The 23,499-nt window shown below is 71.9% G+C and carries 22 protein-coding genes; 19 read left to right on the forward strand and 3 right to left on the reverse strand.

What is annotated here, in order from left to right; translation table 11 throughout:
- Positions 1-15: 15 nt before the first annotated feature.
- Both BDZ31_RS16880 and BDZ31_RS16885 read right to left on the reverse strand, forming a co-directional pair.
- The gene (locus BDZ31_RS16880) at positions 16-513 is read right to left on the reverse strand and encodes a nucleotidyl transferase AbiEii/AbiGii toxin family protein (protein WP_183343527.1); all 498 of its coding nucleotides are present in this window, start codon (positions 511-513) and stop codon (positions 16-18) included.
- Positions 497-835, reverse strand: a complete 339-nt coding sequence (locus tag BDZ31_RS16885; protein WP_183343528.1) for a helix-turn-helix transcriptional regulator — start codon at positions 833-835, stop codon at positions 497-499. The genes BDZ31_RS16880 and BDZ31_RS16885 overlap by 17 nt, the downstream gene beginning before the upstream one ends.
- 186 nt (positions 836-1,021) lie before the next feature.
- Between BDZ31_RS16885 and BDZ31_RS16890 the strand changes: the two genes are divergently transcribed.
- The 14 genes from BDZ31_RS16890 to rpmA all read left to right on the forward strand — a co-directional run bounded on the left by BDZ31_RS16890 (position 1,022) and on the right by rpmA (position 15,183).
- Complete coding sequence (locus BDZ31_RS16890; protein ID WP_183343529.1) at positions 1,022-3,586, forward strand: valine--tRNA ligase; 2,565 nt, start codon at positions 1,022-1,024, stop codon at positions 3,584-3,586.
- Positions 3,587-3,671: 85 nt separating this feature from the next.
- On the forward strand, positions 3,672-4,937 hold the full coding sequence (locus tag BDZ31_RS16895) for a glutamate ligase domain-containing protein (protein ID WP_183343530.1): 1,266 nt from the start codon (positions 3,672-3,674) through the stop codon (positions 4,935-4,937).
- On the forward strand, positions 4,937-5,062 hold the full coding sequence (locus tag BDZ31_RS25590) for a hypothetical protein (RefSeq protein WP_281381747.1): 126 nt from the start codon (positions 4,937-4,939) through the stop codon (positions 5,060-5,062). The genes BDZ31_RS16895 and BDZ31_RS25590 overlap by 1 nt, the downstream gene beginning before the upstream one ends.
- Before the next feature lie 137 nt (positions 5,063-5,199).
- Positions 5,200-5,709: a zinc ribbon domain-containing protein gene (locus tag BDZ31_RS16900; RefSeq protein WP_183343531.1), complete on the forward strand. Its 510-nt coding sequence runs from the start codon at positions 5,200-5,202 to the stop codon at positions 5,707-5,709.
- Between the two features lie 44 nt (positions 5,710-5,753).
- Positions 5,754-6,161, forward strand: coding sequence for a nucleoside-diphosphate kinase (ndk, locus tag BDZ31_RS16905; protein WP_183343532.1), 408 nt, complete (start codon positions 5,754-5,756; stop codon positions 6,159-6,161).
- 10 nt (positions 6,162-6,171) lie between these two features.
- Positions 6,172-6,732, forward strand: coding sequence for a Maf family protein (locus BDZ31_RS16910; protein ID WP_281381752.1), 561 nt, complete (start codon positions 6,172-6,174; stop codon positions 6,730-6,732).
- Positions 6,733-6,892: 160 nt separating this feature from the next.
- Positions 6,893-7,945: a rod shape-determining protein gene (locus BDZ31_RS16915; protein WP_183343533.1), complete on the forward strand. Its 1,053-nt coding sequence runs from the start codon at positions 6,893-6,895 to the stop codon at positions 7,943-7,945.
- A gap of 76 nt (positions 7,946-8,021) precedes the next feature.
- Entirely contained in the window at positions 8,022-8,882 is an 861-nt protein-coding gene (gene mreC / locus BDZ31_RS16920) for a rod shape-determining protein MreC (protein WP_183343534.1), read from the forward strand.
- Positions 8,879-9,466, forward strand: a complete 588-nt coding sequence (mreD, locus tag BDZ31_RS16925; protein ID WP_183343535.1) for a rod shape-determining protein MreD — start codon at positions 8,879-8,881, stop codon at positions 9,464-9,466. Before mreC ends, mreD begins: the two co-directional genes overlap by 4 nt.
- The gene (gene mrdA / locus BDZ31_RS16930; RefSeq protein ID WP_183343536.1) at positions 9,463-11,475 is read left to right on the forward strand and encodes a penicillin-binding protein 2; all 2,013 of its coding nucleotides are present in this window, start codon (positions 9,463-9,465) and stop codon (positions 11,473-11,475) included. The genes mreD and mrdA overlap by 4 nt, the downstream gene beginning before the upstream one ends.
- Positions 11,472-12,647 carry a rod shape-determining protein RodA gene (rodA, locus tag BDZ31_RS16935; protein WP_183343537.1) on the forward strand — a complete coding sequence of 392 codons (1,176 nt, stop codon included), beginning with the start codon at positions 11,472-11,474 and terminating at the stop codon, positions 12,645-12,647. The genes mrdA and rodA overlap by 4 nt, the downstream gene beginning before the upstream one ends.
- Before the next feature lie 15 nt (positions 12,648-12,662).
- Positions 12,663-14,564: an Rne/Rng family ribonuclease gene (locus tag BDZ31_RS16940; protein ID WP_183343538.1), complete on the forward strand. Its 1,902-nt coding sequence runs from the start codon at positions 12,663-12,665 to the stop codon at positions 14,562-14,564.
- Positions 14,565-14,578: 14 nt separating this feature from the next.
- A complete protein-coding gene (gene rplU / locus BDZ31_RS16945) occupies positions 14,579-14,920 on the forward strand; it encodes a 50S ribosomal protein L21 (protein WP_183343539.1) in 342 nt (113 codons plus the stop codon).
- Positions 14,920-15,183 carry a 50S ribosomal protein L27 gene (rpmA, locus tag BDZ31_RS16950; protein ID WP_183343540.1) on the forward strand — a complete coding sequence of 88 codons (264 nt, stop codon included), beginning with the start codon at positions 14,920-14,922 and terminating at the stop codon, positions 15,181-15,183. The genes rplU and rpmA overlap by 1 nt, the downstream gene beginning before the upstream one ends.
- A 64-nt stretch (positions 15,184-15,247) precedes the next feature.
- Here the strand turns inward: rpmA and BDZ31_RS16955 are convergent, their stop codons facing one another.
- Positions 15,248-15,940, reverse strand: a complete 693-nt coding sequence (locus BDZ31_RS16955) for an SDR family oxidoreductase (protein ID WP_183343541.1) — start codon at positions 15,938-15,940, stop codon at positions 15,248-15,250.
- A 162-nt stretch (positions 15,941-16,102) separates the two neighbouring features.
- Between BDZ31_RS16955 and BDZ31_RS16960 the strand changes: the two genes are divergently transcribed.
- The 5 genes from BDZ31_RS16960 to ilvB all read left to right on the forward strand — a co-directional run bounded on the left by BDZ31_RS16960 (position 16,103) and on the right by ilvB (position 23,412).
- Positions 16,103-17,779 carry a catalase gene (locus BDZ31_RS16960; protein ID WP_183343542.1) on the forward strand — a complete coding sequence of 559 codons (1,677 nt, stop codon included), beginning with the start codon at positions 16,103-16,105 and terminating at the stop codon, positions 17,777-17,779.
- 75 nt (positions 17,780-17,854) lie between these two features.
- Positions 17,855-19,138, forward strand: a complete 1,284-nt coding sequence (gene obgE, locus BDZ31_RS16965) for a GTPase ObgE (protein ID WP_183343543.1) — start codon at positions 17,855-17,857, stop codon at positions 19,136-19,138.
- Positions 19,139-19,146: 8 nt separating this feature from the next.
- Positions 19,147-20,040, forward strand: coding sequence for an arginase family protein (locus BDZ31_RS16970; protein ID WP_183343544.1), 894 nt, complete (start codon positions 19,147-19,149; stop codon positions 20,038-20,040).
- Positions 20,041-20,196: 156 nt separating this feature from the next.
- Positions 20,197-21,288: a glutamate 5-kinase gene (proB, locus tag BDZ31_RS16975; protein WP_183343545.1), complete on the forward strand. Its 1,092-nt coding sequence runs from the start codon at positions 20,197-20,199 to the stop codon at positions 21,286-21,288.
- A gap of 420 nt (positions 21,289-21,708) precedes the next feature.
- Entirely contained in the window at positions 21,709-23,412 is a 1,704-nt protein-coding gene (ilvB, locus tag BDZ31_RS16980; RefSeq protein ID WP_183343546.1) for a biosynthetic-type acetolactate synthase large subunit, read from the forward strand.
- Positions 23,413-23,499: the final 87 nt, after the last annotated feature.

Below are 23,499 nucleotides of genomic sequence, written 5' to 3' on the forward strand. Positions count from 1 at the left end.
CGGCTCTCCGCGCCGTCAGCCCGATCGCCGCACGCGCTTGACCGCTTCGAGCGCGTCGATGTCGGCGAGGTCCTGCGGGCGCCCGGCCGCGCGCTTCATCGACAGCAGGTCGTCGATGTCGACCACGCGGATCTCGGCGCCGTCGAGGTCGACGACGTCGGCGCGCTCGCGCATCCGCTCGTAGGGCGGGGCGCCGTCCGGTCTCAGCAGCAGGTCGAGCGGTCCGGCGTCCGTGTCCAGGGTCAGGATCGTTATGCGCTTGAGCGTCGCCGCGTCGGGGACGAAGGGCACCTCTTCCCCGACGCCGCGGAGGCGTGCTCTCAGCTCGATCAGCACCGTGCCCAGCCGTTCGAGGTTGGCGGCGTTGGTCGCGTAGGTGATGTCGAGGTCCTTGGTCGTGCGGCCGTAGCCCTGGACTGCGACGGCGACGCCGCCGACGACGACGAAGTCGGTGCCCGAGCCCGCCAGCCGGTGGAGCAGCTCGACGAGCTGAAGCTCAGGAGCGCTCGCCACGGGACCGGGCTCCGGCGCGGGTGAGCAGCGAGACCGTCGCGATCTGACGGTCGAGCGCACGGATGCGCTCGGCCGGGTCGAGCGCGAGCTGGGCGCGGATCAGGCTCTCGTCGACCGTCGCGAGGCCGACCGGGATGGCGCGGAGCTCCATCCGGTGGCCGGTCGCGGCGACGACTCCGGCGACCGTCTCGAACGTCGGGTTGGCGTCGGCCCGTTCGAGGCGGGCGATGACGGGCTGGGTGGTGCCGAGGCGCTCGGCGAGCTGGGCCTGGGTCAGGCCGGCGCTCAGCCGCGCCTCCTTGACGAGCGTCGAAGGGGACATGGCGACATGCTCGGCGGCTCTGCGCATGATGTCTACAGCATATGCGTTTCAAGCAATACTGATGCGGCAGGATCACCGCTGGAGCGGGAGGCGCGCGGCCGTTCGCCTCGACCGTGCGCACGGGCGCGCGTTCGCCGCGGCGGGGACGCGGCAGATTCGCGCGCTCGCAATACACTTCCGGCACACATGTCCGAGCTGGAGACCAAGACCCGATACGACGCCGCCGAGGCCGAGCCGCGCATCCTGCGCCGCTGGCTCGATTCCGGGCTGTTCCATCCCGAGCCCAAGGGCAGCGCAGACGAGAACTACTCGATCGCCGTGCCGCCGCCGAACGTCACCGGCGCCCTGCACATGGGCCATGCGCTCAACGGGTCGATCCAGGACGCGCTGATCCGCTTCAACCGCGCGCAGGGCAAGCGCGCGAAGTGGATCGCCGGCACCGACCACGCCGGCATCGCGACGCAGAAGCAGGTCGAGAAGCAGCTGGCGGGGGAGGGGACCACGCGCCACGAGATCGGGCGCGACGCCTTCACCGAGCGCGTCTGGAGATGGCGCGAGCAGTACGGCAGCACGATCATCGACCAGTTCCAGCGGCTGGGCGCCTCGCTCGACTACGACGACGAGCGCTTCACGCTCGACGAGCGCTACGTCGAGGCGGTCCTGAAGGTCTTCGTCGACCTCTACGAGAAGGGCCTGATCTACCGCGACAACTACATGGTCAACTGGGATCCCGGCAGCCAGTCGGCGATCTCGGACCTGGAGGTCGAGGAGCGCGAAGAGGTCGACACGCTCTTCTACGTCGACTACCCGCTCGCCTCGGGCGAGGGCACGATCACGGTCGCGACGGTGCGGCCGGAGACGATGCTGGCCGACACTGCGATCGCGGTCAACCCCGGCGACGAGCGCTACGCCGCGCTGATCGGCCAGGAGGCGATCCTGCCGCTGGTCGGCCGCCGCCTGACGATCATCGCCGACGACTACGTCAAGCCGGAGTTCGGCACCGGCGCGCTGAAGATCACCCCCGGCCACGACCCGAACGACTTCGAGATCGGCCGCCGCCACGGGCTCGAGGAGCTGACCGTGATCGGCGAGGACGGCCGCATGAACGCCGACGCCGGCCGCTTCGCCGGGCTGACGGTAAAGGAGGCGCAGGTCGCCGTCGTCGAGGCGCTGAAGGCCGAGGGCGCGATCTCCAGAACCGAGGAGTACCCGCACGTCGTGCCGTTCTCGCACCGCTCCGGCGAGCGGATCGAGCCGCTGATCTCGCTCCAGTGGTTCATGAGAATGGACGAGCTGGCGCAGCCCGCGATCGACGCCGTCAAGGACGGCCGGGTCAGGATCCACCCCGAGCGCTGGACCAAGGTCTATCTCGACTGGATGGAGAACATCCGGCCGTGGTGCATCTCCCGCCAGCTGTGGTGGGGCCACCAGATCCCCGTCTGGTACCGCGGGGAGGAGACCTACGTCGGCACGACGCCGCCGGAGGGCGACGGCTGGGAGCGCGACCCCGACGTGCTCGACACCTGGTTCTCGAGCGCGCTGTGGCCGTTCGCGACGCTCGGCTGGCCGCGGGAGACGCCGGAGCTGAAGGCCTTCTACCCGACCGACGTGCTCTCGACGGCGCGCGACATCCTCTTCCTGTGGGTCGCGCGGATGATCATGATGGGCCTCGAGTTCGCCGGCGACATCCCCTTCAGAGACGTCTACATCCACTCCGTCATCCAGGCGCCCGACGGCCGCCGGATGTCGAAGTCGCTCGGCACCGGCATCGACCCGCTCGACGAGATCGAGCAGCACGGCGCCGACGGCGTCCGCTTCGGACTGCTCGCGATGTCCTCCTCACAGGACGTCCGCTACTCGGCCGAGAAGGTCCAGCAGGGCCAGCAGCTCGCGAACAAGCTGTGGAACGCCTCGCGCCTGGTCCTCACGCGGATCGACGACGATGCTCGCGCCGCCGCGAGGCCCCGCGCCGTCGAGGACCGCTGGATCCTCTCGCGGCTGGCCGCCACGCAGCGCGAGGTCGCCGAGCGGATCGCGGCGTTCGACTTCTCCCACGCCGTGCTCGGCCTCTACGACTTCGTCTACGGCGAGCTGTGCGACTGGTACCTGGAGCTCGTCAAGCCGCGTCTGTACGAGGCCGAGGGCGAGGAGCGCGACGACCTCGCCGCGACGCTCCTGCACGTCCTGACCGAGACGCTCCAGACGGCGCACCCGGTGATCCCGTTCGTGACCGAGGAGATCTGGTCGCACACGCCCGGCGCCGAGGGGCTGCTGGCGGCGCGGGTCGCCCCGGCGCCCGACCCGGGGGCGGCCGACCCCGACGCCGAGCGGGCGATCGCGGCGGCGATCGAGGCGGTGCAGGCGCTGCGCGGCTGGCGCGACAGCGTCGGCGCGCCCGCCGGCGCCCGCATCCCGGCGCGGATCGACGCCGAGGGCTACGGCGAGACGGCAGCGCACGTCGCCCGCCTGGCGCGCCTCGAGCTGACCGACCCGTCCGAGTACGGCGACGAGCAGCCGGTCGCGCAGGTGACGATCCCCGGCGGCGCGGTCAGCGTCTTCGCCTCCGACGCCGTCGACCTCGGCGCCGCCGAGCGCAAGCTGGCCGAGCGGCGCGTGACGCTCGAGAAGGAGATCGCCCGCTGCGAGGGCAAGCTCTCCAACGACGGCTTCGTCGCGAAGGCGCCGGAGCCGGTCGTGCAGGCCGAGCGCGACAAGCTCGCCGCGCTGCGCGAGGAGCTGGCGTCTCTGTGAGTGCGGAATCGCTCGGCCTGCGGCCTCGGATTCCGTGCGCGAACTCGCCTGCGGCTCCTTCGCGCGCGCTGCTGGAGGCACGATCGTGACCGCCGCCTGGAGCCTGGAGGAGGCCGAGCGCTACCTGCTCGGCCTGGAGCTGTTCGGGATGCGCTTCGGCCTCGACCGGATGCGCCGCCTGATGACCGCGCTCGACCGGCCCGAGCAGCGCTTCGACACGATCCACGTCGTCGGCACCAACGGCAAGTCGTCGACGGTGCGGATGACCGCGGCGATCCTGCAGCGCCACGGCCTGCGCGCCGGCGCCTACCTGTCGCCGCACCTCGTCTCCTTCACCGAGCGGATACGGGTCGACGACGCCGACGCCGACCCGCGCGAGTTCGCGCGGGCCGTCCAGCGCGCCGCCCACGCCGCCGCGCTCGTCGACCGCACCCAGCGCGACGACGACAGGGTGACCCAGTTCGAGGCGCTGACCGCGGCCGCCTTCAGCGAGCTGGCCGCGCGCGAGGTCGACGTGGCGGTGATCGAGGCCGGCCTCGGCGGCCGCTGGGACGCGACCAACGTCCTGCCGAGCTCGGTCCAGGTGCTGACCAACGTCGGCCTGGAGCACACCCGCTGGCTCGGCCCGACCGTGCGCGACATCGCGCGCGAGAAGCTCGCCGTCGTGCGCGACGGCGCGACGCTCGTGATCGGCGGCGACCTCCATCCCGACGCCCGCGACGAGGCCGAGCTGACGGCAGAGCGCCACGGCGCGAAGCTGGTCGTCGCGCCGGCCGAGCCGGGCGTCGAGGTCGCGGCGCCGGGCGGCTTCCAGCGCCGCAACTTCGCGCTCGCGCGCGCCGCCGCGACCGCCTATCTGGAGCGCCGCGGCGACGTCGCGCTCGATCTCGCCGCCGTCCGCGCCGCCGCCGGCGCCGTGGCGGTGCCGGGACGGATGCAGGTCGCCGGCCACGAGCCGCTGACGGTCTTCGACGGCGCCCACAATCCGGCCGGGATCGCCGCCGTCGCCGAGTCGCTGCCGCAGCTGACCGCCGGTCGGCGGCTCGTCGCGGTCGTCTCGGTGCTCGACGACAAGGACGCGGCCGCGATGCTGCGCGACCTGCTGGGGCATTGCGACGCGGTCGTCTTCACCCGCAACCACAGCCCGCGGGCGCTGCCGCCGGCGACGCTCGCCTCGCTCGCCGAGCAGCTCGACGGCCCGCCGAGCGAGCTGCAGAGCGACCCGCGCAGAGCGCTCGCGCGGGCGCGCGAGCTGGCCGGCGCCGGCGGCGTCGTGCTCGCGACCGGCTCGATCTACCTGATCGCGGACCTGCTGCGCCCCGCCGGCCAGCGGACCGCTTCGATCTTGTGATGGCCCCTGACGACCCGCAACCGCCGAAGTTCCTGCCGATGATGGGGCTCGTCGCCGCGATCGTGGCGATCGTGATCCTCGTCTTCTTCGCGATCGGCTACCTCTTCGGCCGCATGTTCCTGTAGCGGCGAGGCGACCGACGCGGGCGGCGGCGGTCGCCCGATCGCCGCTTTGCAGGAGCTTCCCGACGGTCAGCGAATCGTCTGAATGCGCCACCGCGGCGCCACCGCACCCGGACCCCGGCTAAACTCAGCCCGCACTCATGACCCCGTTCGCAATCTTCGGCATCGAGAACAGCGGCCTCAACCTGGCCGTCAACCTCGTGCTCCTCTTCCTCGTCGTCCTGTGGATCGCGCTGATCTACTGGACGTTCGCCGACGCGCGGCGCCGGATCGAGGATCCGATGCTGATCGGCTGCGCCACGGCGGCATCGCTCTTCCCGTTCGTCGGGACGATGGTCTACACGATCGTGCGGCCGCCGGAGTACCTCGACGACGTGCGCGAGCGGGAGCTCGAGATGCAGGCCGCCGAGGCCCGTCTCGCGCAGCTCGGCTATCACCTCTGCCCGCACTGCGACTTCGAGGTGGAGAAGGACTTCCTGCGCTGCCCGAACTGCCTGCGCAAGCTGAAGGACCCGTGCCGCAGCTGCGGCAAGCCGCTCGACCCGCTGTGGAAGATGTGCCCGTATTGCGAGACCGAGGTCGAGTCGACCGCAGCACCGCGCCGCGCGCGGCGGCGGCGCGCCGAGGGCGCGCCCGAGCCGACGCCGTGACGCGGCCCACCTCTCGTCGAGAACCGACCCCCTGAAGGAGCCCCATGAGCCGGACCCTGATCCTGGTCAAGCCGGATGCCTTTGCCCGCGGCCTGACCGGTGAGATCCTCGCCCGCTTCGAGCGCAAGGGCCTGTCGATCGTCGCGCTGGAGAAGCAGACGCTGACGCGCGAGGTCGCCGAGACCCACTACGCCGAGCACAAGGAGCGCCCCTTCTTCGGCGAGCTGGTCGACTTCATCACCTCCGGTCCGCTCGTCGCCGCCGTCCTGGAGGGCCACGAGGCCGTCAAGGCCGCGCGCCAGGTGATCGGCGCGACCAACCCGCTCGAGGCCGCGACCGGCTCGATCCGCGGCGACTTCGCGCTCGAGGTCGGCCAGAACATGGTCCACGGCTCGGACTCCGACGAGTCGGCGGCCCGCGAGGCGGCGATCTTCTTCCCGAACCTGGGCTGACCTGCCGCTTCTGCTCGCATCGCGCTCTCCCCAGCGGAGAGCGATCCTGACGCAGCTGGGCATCCCGTTCGAGGCGTGCCCGGCTGACGTCGAGGAGCTGACCGACGGCGACCCCGAGCAGGTCGCCGTCGAGAACGCGCGCCGCAAGGCGCTCGCGCTCGCCGCGCGGCGCCCCGACGCGACCGTGCTCGGCGTCGACACGATCGTCGTGCTCGGCGACGGGATCCACGGCAAGCCCTCCGACGCCGACGCCGCGCGCGCCACGCTCGCCGCGCTCGCCGGCCGCGACCACGTCGTCGTCAGCGGCCTCTGCGCCGTCCGGCCAGGCGCCGCCGACACGCCCCTGACCGCCGTCGCGCACACGCTCGTCCGCTTCCGCGACGTCGACGCGCGGACGCTCGACTGGTACGTCGAGACGGGGGAGTGGAGAGAGCGCGCCGGCGGCTACGCGATCCAGGGCAAGGGCGCCGCGCTGGTCGCCGGGATCGACGGCGACTACCTCAACGTCGTCGGCCTGCCGGTCGCCGCGTTGCTGGAGCTTCTGCCAGAGATCCTGCACGCGCGCTCCTGAGTCCGCAATTTGCAGCGCCTTCGCGCCACCGCAAGGGTGTTTGCAGCTCGGAGCGCGGTCACAGGTCCGCTACACTCCGGCCCGGGACGGGGCCCCTGTCGGACCGCGTGATCCGGCACCTCTCCGGCCCTTCCTTCCCCTTTCCCCTCTCTCAGCGCGCATGGGCTTCTTCAGCTACTTGACCGGGTTCGGCGGCCGCGACATGGCCGTCGACCTCGGGACCGCCAACACGCTCGTCTACGTCCGCGGCCGCGGCATCGTCCTCTCGGAGCCGTCGGTCGTCGCCGTCGACTCGCGCTCGGGCGAGGTCCACGCGGTCGGGATCGAGGCGAAGCGGATGCTCGGGCGCACGCCCGGCACGATCTCCGCGATCCGCCCGCTGAAGGACGGCGTGATCGCCGACTTCGAGGTGACGGAGGAGATGCTCCGCCACTTCATCCAGAAGGTCCACCAGAACCGGTGGGCGCATCCAAGGGTCGTCGTCTGCGTCCCCTCGGGCGTCACCGGCGTCGAGAAGCGCGCCGTCGAGGAGGCATGCCTGTCGGCCGGCGCGCGCCAGGCCTACCTGATCGAGGAGCCGATGGCGGCCGCCATCGGCGCCGGCCTGCCGGTCGGCGAGCCGACCGGTTCGATGGTCGTCGACATCGGCGGCGGCACCTCGGAGGTCGCCGTCATCTCGCTCGGCGGGATCGTGGTCTCGCAGTCGATCCGCGTCGGCGGCGACGAGCTCGACGAGGCGATCATCAACTACGTCAAGCGCGAGTACAAGCTGCTGATCGGCCAGCAGACGGCCGAGGAAGTGAAGCTGGAGATCGGCTCGGCCTTCGACATGGACGAGGAGGTCCAGGCCGAGATCCGCGGCCGCGACATGGTCTCCGGCCTGCCGAAGACGGTCGTCCTGACCAGCGAGGAGATCCGCGCGGCGCTCGAGGAGCCGATCTCGCAGATCATCGACGCGGTCAAGGAGACGCTCGACCGGACCCCTCCGGAGCTCGCATCCGACATCATGGACCGCGGCATCATGCTCGCGGGCGGCGGCGCCCTGCTGCAGGGGCTCGACGAGCGCCTCCGTCACGAGACGCAGATGCCGGCGCATTTGGCGGAATCTCCGCTGACGTGCGTGGCGGTCGGCTCGGGTCGCTCGCTCGAGGAGTTCGAAGCGATCCACCGGTCAAGCAAGAATTCGAAGAACAACCGGCGCCGGCGGTATTGATGACCGGCGCGGGAGCTTCCACCCCCTTGGAGACACGCGACCCGTGTATGACAGACAAGTACGCCGCCGGCGAGCCGTGCTCATCGCGCTCGTCGTGGTCTCCCTGATCCTCCTGACCGCATACTTCGGCGAGTCGGCCGGGAGCCCGCTGCACACCGTGCAGCGCGGCGTCATCCAGGTCCTGTCCCCGATACAGGAAGGCGCGAGCCGCGCGCTCAAGCCGGCGCGCGACCTGTTCGGCTGGTTCGGCGACACGCTCGACGCCAAGAAGGAGCGCGACCAGCTGAGAGCCCAGCGCGACGCGCTGCTGGCGGAGGAGATCGACTACCAGGTCGCGATCCGCGAGAACAGGCAGCTGCGCGCGCTCGTCAGAATGGACGGCAACCACGGTCTCGGCTCCTACGAGAAGGAGACGGCGCGGATCATCGTGCGCTCGCCCAACAACCTGCTGCGCGACACGCTCCAGGTCGACAAGGGGACCAGCTCCGGCGTGCACGTCGGCCAGGCGGTGATCGCCGGCGGCGGGCTCGTCGGCCAGGTCACGACGGCGGCCGGCGGCACGGCGGTCGTGACGCTCATCACCGATCAGAGATCGGCCGTCGGCGCGAAGGTGCTGAACAGAGGCGGCAGAGGCGACATCGGCCTCGTCAAGCCGTCGATCGGCGACCCGCTCGACCTGCTCGTCCAGCAGCTGCCGCGCGACACGAAGGTGAGAGTCGGCGACAACGTCGTCACCTCCGGCGTGATCGACCCGAGATTCCCGTCGCCCTACCCGCCCAACATCCCGATCGGGCGCGTCACGAAGGTCGACCCGGCGGAGCTGGAGTCCAACAACCAGATCCACATCTCGCCGATCGCCGACCTGCGCCACCTCGACTTCGTCCAGATCCTCACGACGCCCCCGCCGGGCGGCGAGGAGCGGGCGCAGGTGCCGTGACCGCGATGGCCGACGGCTGGCAGCTTCCCGCGCGGCTCGCCGCGCTCGGCTTCTTCGGCGTGATCGTCCAGGTCGCGGCGGTCTCGCAGATCAGCATCCTCGGCGTCTCGGTCGACCTCGCGCCGCTGATGGTCGCCGCCGTCGGCCTGCTCGCCGGCTCGCTGCCGGGCGCGATCTTCGGCTTCGCCGTCGGCCTCTTCGTCGACCTCGCGCTGGTCCAGACGCTCGGCGTCACGTCGCTGCTGTTCATCGTGATCGGCTACGCCGCCGGCCGCCTGCGCGAGCTGCGCGACCCGGCGCACGGCCTCGTGCCGGTGATGGTCGGGGCGGTCGCGACCGCGATCTCGACGGTCGGCTTCGCGCTGATGCAGTTCCTGCTCGGGATCGAGGCGCCCGTCTCGTGGCTGCTGCTGCGTCAGGTCGTGATCGCGATCCTGCTCGGCGCGCTGTTCGCGCTGCCGGTCCACGCGCTCGTGCGGCGGGTCGTCAGCGGCGCGCTGCCCGACGATCCGCGCCGTCGGCGCCGGCGCGCCTACACGACCGGCGGCCTCTCGCCGCTCTCCCGACCCTCCGAGGGCCGATGATCGAGTCGCCTGACGATCGCCGGGGGCAGCTGTCGCCGCAGTTGGCGATGCGGGTGGCGATCCTTGGCGGGATCGCGTTCGCGATCTTCGGGATCATCTTCTTCCGGCTGTGGTTCCTGCAGGTGCTGTCGGGCGATCAGTACCTGGCGGAGGCGTCGAGCAACCGCGTGCGGAGAGTGACGATCCAGGCGCCGCGCGGGGAGATGATCGATCGCAACGGGAACGTGCTGGTGCGCAACCGCTCCGCGGTGTCGATCGTCGCCTCGCCGACGCGGCTGCCGGATGCCGAGGATCCGGCGCGCGAGCGGCTGTTCAGACGGTTGAGCTGGGTGCTGGGCGTCTCGACGAGACCGAGAGCGTGCAGATTCGGGTCGGGCAGAACGAGAGAGGTCAAGCGGCGGATGCCGCTGCAGTGCAGAGTCGAGCAGTCGATCGGCGCGCTGCCCTACGCCGATGTGGTGGTCGAGCCGGACGCGAGCACGGCGGTCTACACGTACCTGGCCGAGCGGGCGCGGGAGTTCCCGGGGGTCGAGACGCGGACGGCGTGGGTGCGCGAGTACCCCCACAGAACGGTCGGGGCGCATCTGTTCGGGACGGTCGGCCAGATCGACGAGGAGGGGTTGAGAAACCCGAAGTTCCGCGGGGTGAGAGGCGGGACGGTCGTCGGCAAGAACGGGCTGGAGTACGTCTACGACCACTATCTGCGCGGCCAGAACGGCTGGCAGCGGATCCAGGTCGACGCGCATGGGCGCGCGACGGGCAGACCGCTGCGGTCGACCGAGCCGGTGAAGGGCAACGACCTGAAGCTCTCGGTCGACCTCGACCTGCTCAGGGTCGGGCAGCAGGCGCTCGTGAACGGCAAGCAGCTGGCGCAGCAGAACGGCAACCCGGCCAACGGCGGCGCCTTCGTCGCGATGAACCCGGACACGGGCGAGGTCTACGCGATGGGCTCGGACCCGTCGTACGACCCGAGCCTGTTCGCGCAGCCGATCATCCCCGAGAGGGAGTACAACGAGCTGCGCGACGATCCCGACAGGCCGCTCTTCAACCGCGCCACGCAGGGCACGTTCGCGATCGGCTCGACCTTCAAGCCGGTCACGATCGCCGCGGCGCTCGCGGCCGGGAAGACCCACGTCGGCGAGATCTGGAACGACACGGGCAGCTGGAGAAGCGGCGCCCAGGTCCGCTACAACGCCGGCAGAACGATCTACGGGTCGGTCGACCTCGTCGACGCGCTCTCGGTCTCGGTCGACACCTTCTTCTACGACCTCGGCGCGCGGCTCAACGTCGACCCGAGCGGCAACCCGCACGGCGGCCCGCTGCAGGAGTGGGCGCGCAAGTTCGGCTTCGGCGCGCCGACCGGCGTCGACATCGGCAACGAGGCTGGCGGCACGATCCCCGACCCGGACCACATCCGGGAGCTGCAGGACGCCGAGCGCAGATGCCGGCGCAGAGACAGAAGAGACAACTGCTACATCGCCGACCTCAACGAGACCTGGACGGTCGGCGACAACGTCTCCTTCGCGATCGGACAGGGCGACTTCCTCGCCACGCCGCTCCAGCTGGCGACCGCCTACGCCGCGATCAGAAACGGCGGCACGATCGTCAGACCGCATCTGTGGATGGAGGCGCTCAACGCCAGAGAAGAGGTCGTCGACCGCTACACGGTCAAGCCAGGGCGGAGAATCGAGATCCCCGCGATCGACACGATCCGCGAGGGCCTGATCAAGTCGACGACCGATCCCAGAGGCACCTCGACCGACGTCTTCGCCGGGTTCGGCAAGCCGGTCTACGGCAAGACCGGCACCGCTGAGATCGTCAACAGACCGGACCAGTCGTGGTACGTCGCCTACGTCCCCGACGAGCAGAGACCGATCGTCGTCGCGGCCGTGATCCAGAACGGCGGCTTCGGCGCGCAGGCGGCGGCGCCGGCGGTCCGGCAGATCCTCTCGCAATGGTTCTACGGCAACCCCGGCAGAGCCGTCGCAGGAAGCTCGACGACGAATTGAGCGCGACGCCGATCAAGCGCAGCGTCGACGAGGCGACCCGCGGGTCGTCGCGGCCGCGGCTGCTGTTCGACCCGCTGCTGCTGATCGCGACGATCGGCCTCGTGGTCATCTCGGTCGTCGCGATCGACGGCTCGACGACCGGCGGCCTCGCCAGCCGCCAGATCGGCTACGCGGTCGTCGGGGCGATTCTGATGATCGCGATCAGCCGCTTCGACTACTCGCGGCTGCGCGAGTTCAAGCTCGGCGTCTACGGGCTGATGATCGCGCTCAACATCCTGCCGCTGCTGCTCGCCGCCGCCACGCGCGGGGCGCGCAGCTGGATCGCGCTGCCGTTCTTCAGATTCCAGCCCTCCGAGCTGGGCAAGGTGCTGCTGATCGTCGCGCTGGCCGCGTTCATCGTCGACCGCTATCGCCGCCTCGGCGAGCGCGAGACGACCGCGCGCCTGATGCTGCTGGCGCTCGGGCCGGCGGCGCTCGTGATGGCCCAGCCCGACCTCGGCTCGGCGAGCGTCTACGTCGTCGCCGCGCTGACGATGCTGTTCATCGCCGGCACGCCCGGCCGTCACATCGCGAGCCTGATCGGCCTCTTCGCCGTCTCGCTCGTGCTCGTGCTCGCCGTCGCGCCGGCGGTCGGCGTCAACGTCCTGAAGCCGTACCAGATCGATCGGCTCACGGGCTTCCTCAGCCCCTCCAACGACCAGAGCACCACGACCTACCAGGTCAACCAGAGCAAGATCGCGATCGGCTCCGGCGAGAAGACCGGTCGCGGGCTGGAGAGATCGACGCAGACCAACCTGAGCTTCCTGCCCGAGCACCACACCGACTTCATCTTCTCGGTCGTGGGCGAGCGGTGGGGGTTCGCGGGAGCCGCGCTGGTCCTGTCGCTGTACGCGTTGCTGATCTGGCGGACGTTGCGCCTGATCACCATGTCGAAGAACCTCTTCGGCTCGCTGATCGCGGCAGGAATCCTGGCGATGCTGATGTATCAGCTGCTCGTGAACGTCGGGATGACGATCGGGATCATGCCGATCACCGGTGTCACGCTTCCGCTGATGAGCTACGGCGGCTCCTCCTACTTGACAACGTTCATCGCCCTCGGGCTTCTCCAGGCGATCCACATCCAAGCGCGGATCGCACAGGGATCGAAGGGCCGCGGGCTCGTCCTTTCATAAGGGAATGCACCAACCGTGAAGAAGCAAGTGCTTGTCAGCGTCGACCGGGGAGAGACCCGCGTCGCGCTGCTCGAAGCGACGGGTGACGTCGCTGCCCCCGCCAGAAGATCCGGCCGCCGGCGCCGCAGATCAGCCAACCCGGCCGCCGGCTACCGCGTCGCGGAGCTCTACCTCGAGCGCCGCGGCAGCCGCTCGATCGTCGGCAACATCTACAAAGGCAAGGTCGACAACGTCCTGGCCGGCCTCGAGGCCGCCTTCGTCGACATCGGCCTGGAGAAGAACGGCTTCCTGCACGTCGACGAGATCGTCATGCCGGGCGTCGAGGTCGCCAAGCGCGGCCGCGGCTCGGGCAGGGACGGCCAGAAGATCCACGACCTGCTGAAGCCCGGCCAGGAGGTCGTCGTCCAGGTCGTCAAGGACCCGCTCAAGACGAAGGGCGCGCGCCTTTCGATGGAGCTGACGATCCCCGGCCGCTACATGGTCTACACGCCGCAGGGCGAGGGCGTCGGCGTCTCCAGGCGCCTGCCCGACAAGGAGCGCGACCGGCTCCGCAAGGAGGCCGCCAGACTCGACCTCGGCGGTGGCGGCGCGATCATCCGCACGGCCGCCTACGGCGCCAGACGCGAGGACTTCGAGCGCGAGCTGCAGTACCTCTTCAAGCTCAACGAGGTGCTGGAGAAGCGCGTCGAGGAGACGCAGGCGCCCGACCTCGTCTTCCAGGAGGCCGACCTCTCGGTCCGCGTCGTGCGCGACGTCTTCTCCGAGCACTTCGAGCGCGCGATCGTCGACGACCCCAAGCAGCACCAGCGGCTCGTCTCGTTCTTCACCCGCACCGCGCCCGAGCTCGTCGACCGCGTCGAGCTGTGGGAGGACGACACGCCGCTGTTCGAGCGCTACGGCGTCGAGAGGGAGATCCAGGGGACGCTGACCAGACGCGTCGACCTGCCCTCCGGCGGCTACCTCGTGATCGACTACGCCGAGGCGCTGACGGTGATCGACGTCAACACCGGCTCGTTCATCGGCCGCGGCAGAGGCGCGCGGCTGGAGGACACGATCACGAGAACCAACCTGGAGGCGGCCGAGGAGGCCGTCCGCCAGCTGCGCCTGCGCGACATCGGCGGCATCATCGTCATCGACTTCATCGACATGGCCCGCGCGCGCAACCGCGACGCCGTCCTGAAGACGCTGCGCAAGGCGCTCGACGAGGACCGCACGAAGACGTTCGTCGTCGAGATCTCGCCGCTGGGCCTGGTCGAGATGACGCGCCAGAACGTCACCGAGGGCGTGCGCGAGATCATGACCCGCGCCTGCCCGACCTGCGAGGGCGAGGGCGTGATCCGCTCCGAGGACACGATCGCGATCGACTTCGAGCGCAGACTGCGCGACATCGCCAAGGAGCACGCGGCCGAGGCGCTGCTGCTCCAGATCAACCCGCGCGTCGGCGCGGTCTTCACCGGCAACGGCGCCCGCATCCTCCGCCAGCTGGAGGAGGAGACCGGCAAGTGGTTCCACTTCGAGGGCTCCGAGGGGCTGCCGCTCGACCACTTCGCGATCACCTTCGAGGGCTCGCGCGAGGACGTCGCCGAGCGCGCGCTGCCGTTCCGCGAGGGCGACGAGGTGCTCGTCTCGATCGTCGAGCCGCACATGTACAACGTCGACGACGCGGTCGCGAAGATCGACGGCTACATCGTCTCGGTGACCGGCGGCGGCCGCCACGTCGGCGAGAAGCGGCTCGTCCGGATCGAGGAGGTCGGGCGCACCGCGGCGACCGCCACGCTGGTCGGAAACGACTCCTCAGACGGGGAGGACGGCGGCGAATCGCAGGATGGCGTAGAATCCACCGCTCGGCGCCGCGGCCGCAGAGGCGGACGGCGCCGTTCCCGTGCAACGGCGGACTCTTCCGCCGCGACCGAGTGACAGACAGAGAATCCATGTACGCGATCGTGAAGACCGGTGGCAAGCAGTACCGCGTCGAGGAGGGCCAGACCCTGCTCGTCGAGCGGCTGGCCGCCGACGAGGGCGCGACCGTTGCACTCGATCCGCTGCTCTTCCGCGGTGACGACCAGATCCTCGACGGCGACGACCTCGCGCAGGTCACGGTCGAGGCCAAGGTCGTCGCGCATGAGCGCGGTCCGAAGCTTCGGGTCGTCAAGTTCAAGCCGAAGCGCGGCTACAAGCGCCGCGCCGGCCACCGCCAGGAGCTCACCCGCATCCAGATCACGTCGATCAAGGCGGGCGCGGGCAGAGCTGCCGCGAAGAGAGAGGCTGCCTGATGGCGCATAAGAAGGGACTCGGCTCCTCCCGCAACGGTCGCGACTCGAACGCGAAGCGCCTCGGCGTGAAGGTGTTCGCCGGCGAGACCGTCTACGGCGGCGAGATCATCGTCCGCCAGCGCGGCACGAGATTCAAGCCGGGCGAGGGCACGGGCATCGGCAAGGACGACACGATCTACGCGAAGGCGGCCGGCAAGGTCGACTTCAGAACCGGTCGTCGCGGCCGCGTGATCTCCGTCGTGCCGGCCCCGTCGGCCGAGTAGCCGCGAGCCGCATCTGAGTCGTTCGAGCGCCCGGCCCCGCCGGGCGCTCGTCGTTGCGGGGCCCTTACCGCTCCTGCTCGGTCGGGCGGATCAGGATCTCGTTGACGTCGACGTGCGGCGGGCGGGTGACCGCCCACATCACCGCGTCGGCGACGTCGGCCGAGCCGAGCGGCTCGGAGCCCGGCGCTCTCGCGTCCCAGAACGGCGTCTCGACGGCGCCGGGGGAGAGCAGTGTCACGCGCACCCCGCTGCCGTTCAGGTCCTGGCGGGCGGCCTCGGACATCGCCGTCACCGCCCACTTCGTCGCCGAGTAGAGCGAGCCCGGCATCGCCTTGCGCCCGGCGACCGAGCCGGTCAGCAGCAGGTGGCCCCGCGACTCGCGCAGCGCGGGGATCGCCGCCCGCACGGTGTAGGCGGCGCCGAGCACGTTCGTCAGCACCATCGCTCTCCACTGCTCGGGATCGCCTTCCAGGAAGCCGCGCGGACCGCCGAAGCCGGCGTTCGCGAAGACGACGTCGATCCGCCCGAAGGCGTCGAGCGCTGCGGCGACGAGCGCCTGCTGCTGCGACCACTCGGTCACGTCGCAGGGGACCGACAGCGCCCGCTCCGGCCCGCCCAGCTCGGCCGCCAGCGCGTCGAGCGGCCCCTGCGAGCGCGCGGCGAGCACGACGCGGTAGCCCTCGGCGGAGGCCTGGCGCGCGGTCGCCGCGCCGATGCCGGTCGAGGCGCCGGTGATGAGGAAGACGGGGTCGGACATGCTCGCTCCAGGGTCGCCGGGGTCGGTGATCGCTCAATGCTGCCCGCTGCGGCGGCCGGTACGCCGGCTGACGCCGCCGGTTGAGGGCGCCGGACGGCGGGGAGTCGGAGGGGACGGGCCGCTTCCGCGTCCCGCCGACCCAACGACGACAGGAGCGCTTCGATGTCCGACGTCGCCAGCCAGCCGCCGGCCGAGGGTGACGACCGCAAGGTCCTCACCAACCGCCAGGGCCATCCGGTCCACGACAACCAGAACCAGCGGACCGTCGGCGCGCGCGGACCGGCGACGCTGGAGAACTATCAGTTCCTCGAGAAGATCAGCCACTTCGACCGCGAGCGCGTCCCCGAGCGGGTCGTCCACGCCCGCGGCGCGACAGCCTTCGGCTCCTTCGAGGCGTACGGCAGCGTCGGCGACGAGCCGATCGCGCCGCACACGCGCGCGAAGCTGTTCCAGGAAGCCGGCAAGCGGACCGACATAGCGATCCGCTTCTCGACCGTCGCAGGCGGCCGCGACTCCTCGGAGGCCGTTCGCGACCCGCGCGGCTTCGCGGTCAAGTTCTACACCGAGGACGGCAACTGGGATCTCGTCGGCAACAACATCGGCGTCTTCTTCATCCGCGACGCGATCAAGTTCCCCGACTTCATCCACTCGCAGAAGCCCGACCCGGTCACCTTCGAGCGCCAGGTGCCCAACCGCGTCTTCGACTTCTGGTCCCAGACGCCGGAGGCGCTCCACATGATCACGCTGATCCTCAGCCCGCGCGGGATCCCGGCCAGCTACCGCCACATGCAGGGCTTCGGCGTCAACACCTACAAGTGGGTCAACGAGGAGGGCAGAACGCAGCTGGTCAAGTATCACTGGCTGCCGAGACAGGGCGTGCGCAGCTGGTCGCAGGCCGACGCCGACGTGATGCAGGCGCAGGAGCTCGGCTGCCACACGAGAGACCTCTACGACGCGATCGCGCGCGGCGACTTCCCGCAATGGGAGCTGAACGTCCAGCTGATGAGCGACGACGAGCACCCCGAGCTCGACTTCGACCCGCTCGACGACACGAAGGTCTGGCCCGAGGAGGCGTTCCCGCTGCGGCCGGTCGGCCTCATGACGCTGAACAGAGCGCCGCGCAACTTCTTCGCCGAGAGCGAGCAGATCGCCTTCGGCACCGGCGTGCTCGTCGACGGGCTCGACTTCTCCGACGACAAGATGCTGGTCGGGCGGACCTTCTCCTACTCAGACACGCAGCGCCACCGCGTCGGCGCCAACTACCTCCAGCTGCCGGTCAACCAGGCCAGAAACGCGGAGGTCCGCACCAACCAGCGCGACGGCGAGATGGCCTACTACGTCGACGACGGCGGCGAGAACCCGTCGGTCAACTACGAACCGTCGATCATCGGCGGCCTGCGCGAGGCGCAGGAGCCCAGCCACGACGAGCAGGGGCCGTTGATCGAGGGCCGCCTGACGCGCAAACGGATCCCGCGGACGAACGACTACGCGCAGGCCGGCGAGCGCTACCTGCTCTCCGAGCAGTGGGAGAAGGACGACCTCGTCGCCAACCTGATCGACGGCCTGTCGCAGTGCGACCGCGCGATCCAGGAGCGGATGATCTGGCACCTCTACCTCGCCGAGGACGAGCTCGGGCAGCGGGTCGGCGAGGGGATCGGGATCGTCGCCGACGACGTGCGCCACCTGAAGCCGCTGCAGAGCCAGGGATGGGGCGAGGCCGAGCAGCGGCGGCTCGACAACCTCGGCAGAAACGGGCCGCGCGACGTCGAGGGCCACGTGATGACCCATTGCGTCCCGAACGAGCGCGACGTGCGGACGCAGGAGGGCGCGCCCGCGTAGCGCCGCGCACGGGCGGCCGCCGCCTCCGGCGCACGGCCGCCCTCGCGCCGGGCCGACCTGCCACGATTGGGGGCGATGCTCTCCGATCGCGCCCGAATCCACGTCCAGGCCGGCCGCGGCGGCGACGGCTGCATGTCGTTCCGCCGCGAGTCGCGCGTGCCGAAGGGCGGTCCCGACGGCGGCGACGGCGGCCGCGGCGGCGACGTCGTGCTGCTCTGCGACGACTCGCTGCGCGACCTCCAGTTCTTCCGCCGCTCAGCCCACTTCAAGGCGCGCAGAGGCGGCCACGGCCAGGGCAGACTGCGCCACGGCGCCGACGGCGAGGACCTCGTCATCAGAGTGCCGCCCGGCACCGTCGTCGAGCTGGAGGACGGCACCCGCCACGACCTCGTCGTCCCCGGACAGCGGGCGGTCGTCGCAAGAGGCGGCGGCGGCGCGCGCGGCAACAAGCACTTCGCGACCCCGACGCGGCAGGCGCCGCGCTTCGCCGAGCGGGGCCTGCCCGGCGAGGAGGGATGGCTGGAGCTGCGGTTGAAGCTGCTCGCCGACGTCGGCCTCGTCGGCCTGCCGAACGCCGGCAAGTCGTCGCTGCTCTCCAGCATGACGGCGGCGCGGCCGAAGGTCGCCGACTATCCCTTCACGACGCTGGAGCCGGTGCTGGGGACGATCGAGGGCGACGACCGGCAGCTGGTCGTCGCCGACATCCCGGGGCTGATCGAGGGCGCCAGCGACGGCGCCGGCCTCGGCCACGACTTCCTCGCGCACGTCGAGCGCACGCGGCTGCTGGTCCACGTGCTCGACCTCGCGCCGATCGACGGCAGCGACCCGGTCGAGAACCACGCGACGATCGAGCAGGAGCTGGCCGCCCACGACGCCCGCCTCGCCGGGCTGCCGCGGATCCTCGCGCTGTCGAAGGTCGACCTCGTCACCGGCGAGGACGCCGACGCCGCCGCGGCGGCGTGGCGGGCGCGGCTGGGGGAGGAGGTGCCGATCGTGCGCACCTCCAGCGCGACCCGCGAGGGGCTCGACACGCTCAAGAAGCTGCTGCTCCAGCACGTCCCGGTGACGCCGCATGCCGAGGTCGCCGATGTCGAAGGCCTCGCCGAGCACAAGGTCTTCCGCCCGGCGGCCAGACGCGGCTTCCACGTCGAGGCGATCGGCGCGGAGGGCTACCGCGTCGTCGGCGCCGGGGTCGACCGGCTCGTCTCCCGCTACGACGTCGACAACGAGGAGGCGATGGCCTACCTCGAGACGCGGCTGCGCTCGATCGGCGTCATCAGAGCGCTCGAGGATGCCGGCTTCGAGCCCGGCGACGACGTCGAGATCGGCGGCATCACCTTCGAGCTGGATCCGTCGTAGAGGTCGCCGTGGCCGGCTCCTGGACCCTGCTCGGCGCGCCGCTCGACTCGGCCGGCGCCGGCGAGGGGGAGGAGCGCGCGCCGGCGGCGCTGCGCGCGGCCGGGATCGCCGAAGCCGTCGGCGCGAGCGCGGACCGCGGCGACGTCACCGGGCTGCTGCGCCCGGCCGAGCGCGATCCCGGCAGCGGGATCGTCGCCTTCGCCGCGCTCGTCGGCGCTTCCCGCGCGCTGCGCGACGCGGTCGCCGAGGTGGCGCGCGGCGGCGGTCGCCCGCTCGTGCTCGGCGGCGACTGCGCGCTGCTGCCGGGTGCGCTCGCCGGCTGCCGCGCCGCCGGGCTCGAGCCCGGGCTGTGGGTGGTCGACGGCCATCCCGACGCGATGGACGGCGACAGCTCGCCGACCGGCGAGGCGGCCGACATGGACGTCGCGATCGTCTGCGGACGGGGACCGGCCGAGCTGATCGCGCTCGCCGGGAACGGGGCGGTGCCGCTCGTCGACCCGGCGCGCTGCGCGGTGCTCGGCCTGCGGCCGCGGGGCGCCGATCCCGGCAACGACGCCGACCTGGCGCAGCTCGACGAGCGCATCTGGCGCCGCGACGCGCCGGCGATCGTCGCCGCTGCCGGCGGCCCGGCGATGGCCGGGCTGGAGGCCGCGGCGCGGCTGGCCGCCGGACCGGCGTGGCTGCACCTCGACCTCGACGTGCTCGACGCGGAGGCGATGCCGGCCGTCAGCTATCCGCAGCCGCTCGGCCTCGCCTGGGAGGAGCTGGAGGAGCTGCTGGCGCCGCTCGCCGGCGCGCCCGGGCTGATCGGCTGCTCGATCAGCGACCTGCGGAGCGACCTCGACCCCGACGGCCGCTTCGCCGCCCGCGCCGTCGCGCTGCTGGGGCGCGTGCTGCGGTAGGGCGGCCCGCCGGCGGGGCCCGCGCGCCGCTCGCCCGCGCTCCGCTCGCGCCGCCCGCCCGCTCGCCCCCCGCTCCGCTCGCGCGCCGCCCGCGCGCCGTGCCCGCCGCGGCGCCCGCCACCGGCCGCGCCGCGCCCTCTAAGCTCCCTGCTCGCCATGGGCATCGTCGTCATCAAGCTGGGCTCGAGCATCGTCTGCGACGACGCGGGCCATCCCCGCCGCGAGGTGCTGGAGCAGGTCTGCGACGACGCCGCGGCGCTGCATGCCGGCGGCCGCGACGTCGTGATCGTCACCAGCGGCGCGATCGCCCGCGGGATGGGCGTGATGGGACTCGGGATGCGGCCGCGCGCGGTCGACGAGCTGCAGGCGGCGAGCGCCGTCGGCCAGGGTCAGCTCTATCGCGTCTACGACGAGCTGCTGACCGAGCGCAGAGTCGCGACCGCGCAGGTGCTGCTGACCTTCTTCGACATCAGCGCCCGCACGCACTACCTCAACGCCCGCCAGACGCTGCAGAAGCTGCTCGACTGGCGCGTCGTCCCGGTCATCAACGAGAACGACACGACGACGACCGACGAGATCTCCTTCGGCGACAACGACTTCCTCGCCGCCCAGGTCTCGATCCTGCTCGGCGCCGAGCAGCTCGTGCTGCTGACCTCGACCGACGGCCTCTACACCGCCGACCCGCGGCTCGACCCCTCCGCCGAGATCGTCCCGCTGGTCGAGGACTTCGACGCGCTCGCCGAGCTCGACATCCGCCAGACGACGACGACGCTCGGCTCCGGCGGGATGCGCTCGAAGGTCGTCGCAGCCGAGATGGCGACCGCGTCGGGCATCCCGGCCGTCGTCGCGAACGGGAAGACCGCCGGCATCGTCGCCGCCGCCGTCGCCGGCGAGCCGGTCGGGACCCGCTTCCCGGCGCGCGACGCCGGCTACTCGAGCTTCAAGCTGTGGCTGAAGTACGCCAAGCAGGCGCGCGGCCGGCTGGCCGTCGACGCCGGCGCCGCGCGCGCGCTGCGCGAGGGCGGCACGTCGCTGCTCCCGGTCGGGATCACCGAGGTCGGCGGCGGCTTCGACGCCGGCGACGCCGTCGAGGTCGTCCACGACGGCGCGGTCGTCGGGAAGGGGATCACGAACTACTCGGCGGCCGAGCTGCGCAGGGTGCAGGGGATGAAGTCGGCCGAGGCGCGCGCCATCCTGCCGCGCGCCAGCGACGAGGCGATCCACCGCGACTACTTCGTGCTGGCGTAGCGGCGCGGCCGCGCGGCGCCGTCCGCGCGGCCCGCGCCGCGCCGTCCCGCCCGCGCCGACCACCCGCCCGCGCCGCGCCGTCCCGCCCGCGCCGACCACCCGCCCGCGCCGCGCCGCCCGCCCGGATCCGTCCCGCCCGGCTGGCATTTCGCCGCTGTTTGCGGCATCCTTGTGCAGAAGTGACGCACCTGCGCGCACACGCCGACCGACTTACGAGCGCGATCCGCGTTCTCGTCGGCGTACGCGTATCCGGCTGACATAGCTCGCCGACCGCACGACTCCGTCGTCCCACGCCGTGCCCCGCGCGCGGCCGCCGCACCAGTCACCGTCGTCTCGCACAAGGAGCAGGCCGATGCGCCTCCGCACCCTCGCCGTACTCAACCCGACCGTCCTCGCCACCGCTCATGAAGGGAGCGCCCGATGCGCGGCGCCGACGCCCTGACGAAGGCCCTCGCGCGGGAGGGCGTCGACACCGTCTTCGGGATCCCCGGCGGCGCCAGCCTGCCGATCTACGACGCGCTCGTCGACAGCGAGATCCGCCACGTGCTGATGCGCCACGAGGCCGGCGCCGGGCACGCGGCGCAGGGGTACGCGCGCGCGACGGGCCGCGTCGGCGTCGCGCTGGCGACCTCCGGCCCCGGCGCCACCAACCTGATGACGCCGATCTGCGACGCGTACATGGACTCGACGCCGACCGTCTTCTTGACCGGCCAGGTGCGGACCGACCTGCGCGGCACGAACGCCTTCCAGGAGGCCGACGTGATCGGGATGACGGCGCCGATGGTCAAGCACGCGATCGCGGTCGAGTCGGCCGACGAGCTGGCGCAGGCGGTCCACGACGCCTTCCACCTCGCGCGCAGCGGCCGCCCCGGACCGGTCGTGCTCGACATCCCCTCCGACATCGCGCGCGCCCCCGCGCGCGACCGGGAGCCGCACCCGCCCAACACGCCCGGCCACTGCCCGACGACGAAGCCCAACGGGAAGCAGGTGCGGCTGGCGGCGCAGGCGATCGCGGCGGCGCGGCGGCCGGTCCTCTACGCCGGCGGCGGCGTCGTCCACGCCGAGGCGGCCGCGGAGCTGACGGCGCTGGCGCGGCTCGCCGACCTGCCGGTGACGACGACGCTGATGGCGCTCGGCGCCTTCCCCGCCTCTGACCGCCGCTTCCTCGGGATGCTGGGGATGCACGGCACCCGCACCGCCAACTGGGCGGTCGACGAGGCCGACCTGATCGTCTGCGTCGGCGCCCGCTTCGACGACCGCGTCACCGGCGCGTTGGAGCAGTTCGCGCCGCACGCGAAGGTGATCCACCTCGACGTCGACCCGAGCGAGATCGGCAAGCTGCGCGCCGTCCACGTCCCGATCGTCGCCGACGCCAAGCGCGGCCTGGCGGCGATCGCCGACGCCTACGCCCAGCTCGACCCGGCGCCCGACGCCGGCCGCCTCGCCGCCTGGTGGCAGCGGATCGACGCCTGGCGCGCCGACGAGCCGTTCGACGTGCCGGCCCCGGGCTGGTCGGGCGGCGAGGGACCGGGGGAGGGGATCGACCCCCATGCGCTGCTCGACGCCGTGCAGGCGGCGACCGGCGGGGCGGCGATCGTCTCGACCGACGTCGGCCAGCACCAGATGTGGGCGGCCGGTCGGCTGCGCTTCGAGCGGCCGCGCCGCTGGCTGACCTCGGGCGGCCACGGCACGATGGGCTACGGCCTGCCGGCGGCGCTCGGCGCGCAGGCGGCCGAGCCGGAGTCGACCGTCGTCTGCGTCAGCGGGGAGGGCTCGCTGCTGATGAACGTGCAGGAGCTGGCGACCGCCGCCGAGGAGGGGCTGCCGGTCAAGGTCGTGCTGATGCACAACGCCTCGCTCGGGATGGTCCGCCAGCAGCAGGACATGTTCTGGGGCGGCCGCCGTCACTCGGTCGACCTCGGCGCCTCGCCCGACTGGCCGACGCTCGCCCGCGCCTTCGGCGTCGCCGGCCGCCGCGTGACCGATCCCGACGAGGTCGCCGACGCCGTCGCCGAGACGCTCGCCGAGCCCGGCCCGGCCCTGCTGGAGGCCCGCATCGCCCCGACCGCCGACTGCCTCCCGATGTTCCGCCCCGGCGGTCCCGCGCGCGAGATGATCGGCTGAGCCCGCGCCCGCGCGTCGCCTGCGACCCGCGCCGGGGAGGAGTGGCGCTCAGGGGGCGCATATCACCCCCAAGGCGCCGCTCCTCCG

The organism is Conexibacter arvalis (assembly GCF_014199525.1).
Lineage (GTDB): Bacteria > Actinomycetota > Thermoleophilia > Solirubrobacterales > Solirubrobacteraceae > Conexibacter > Conexibacter arvalis.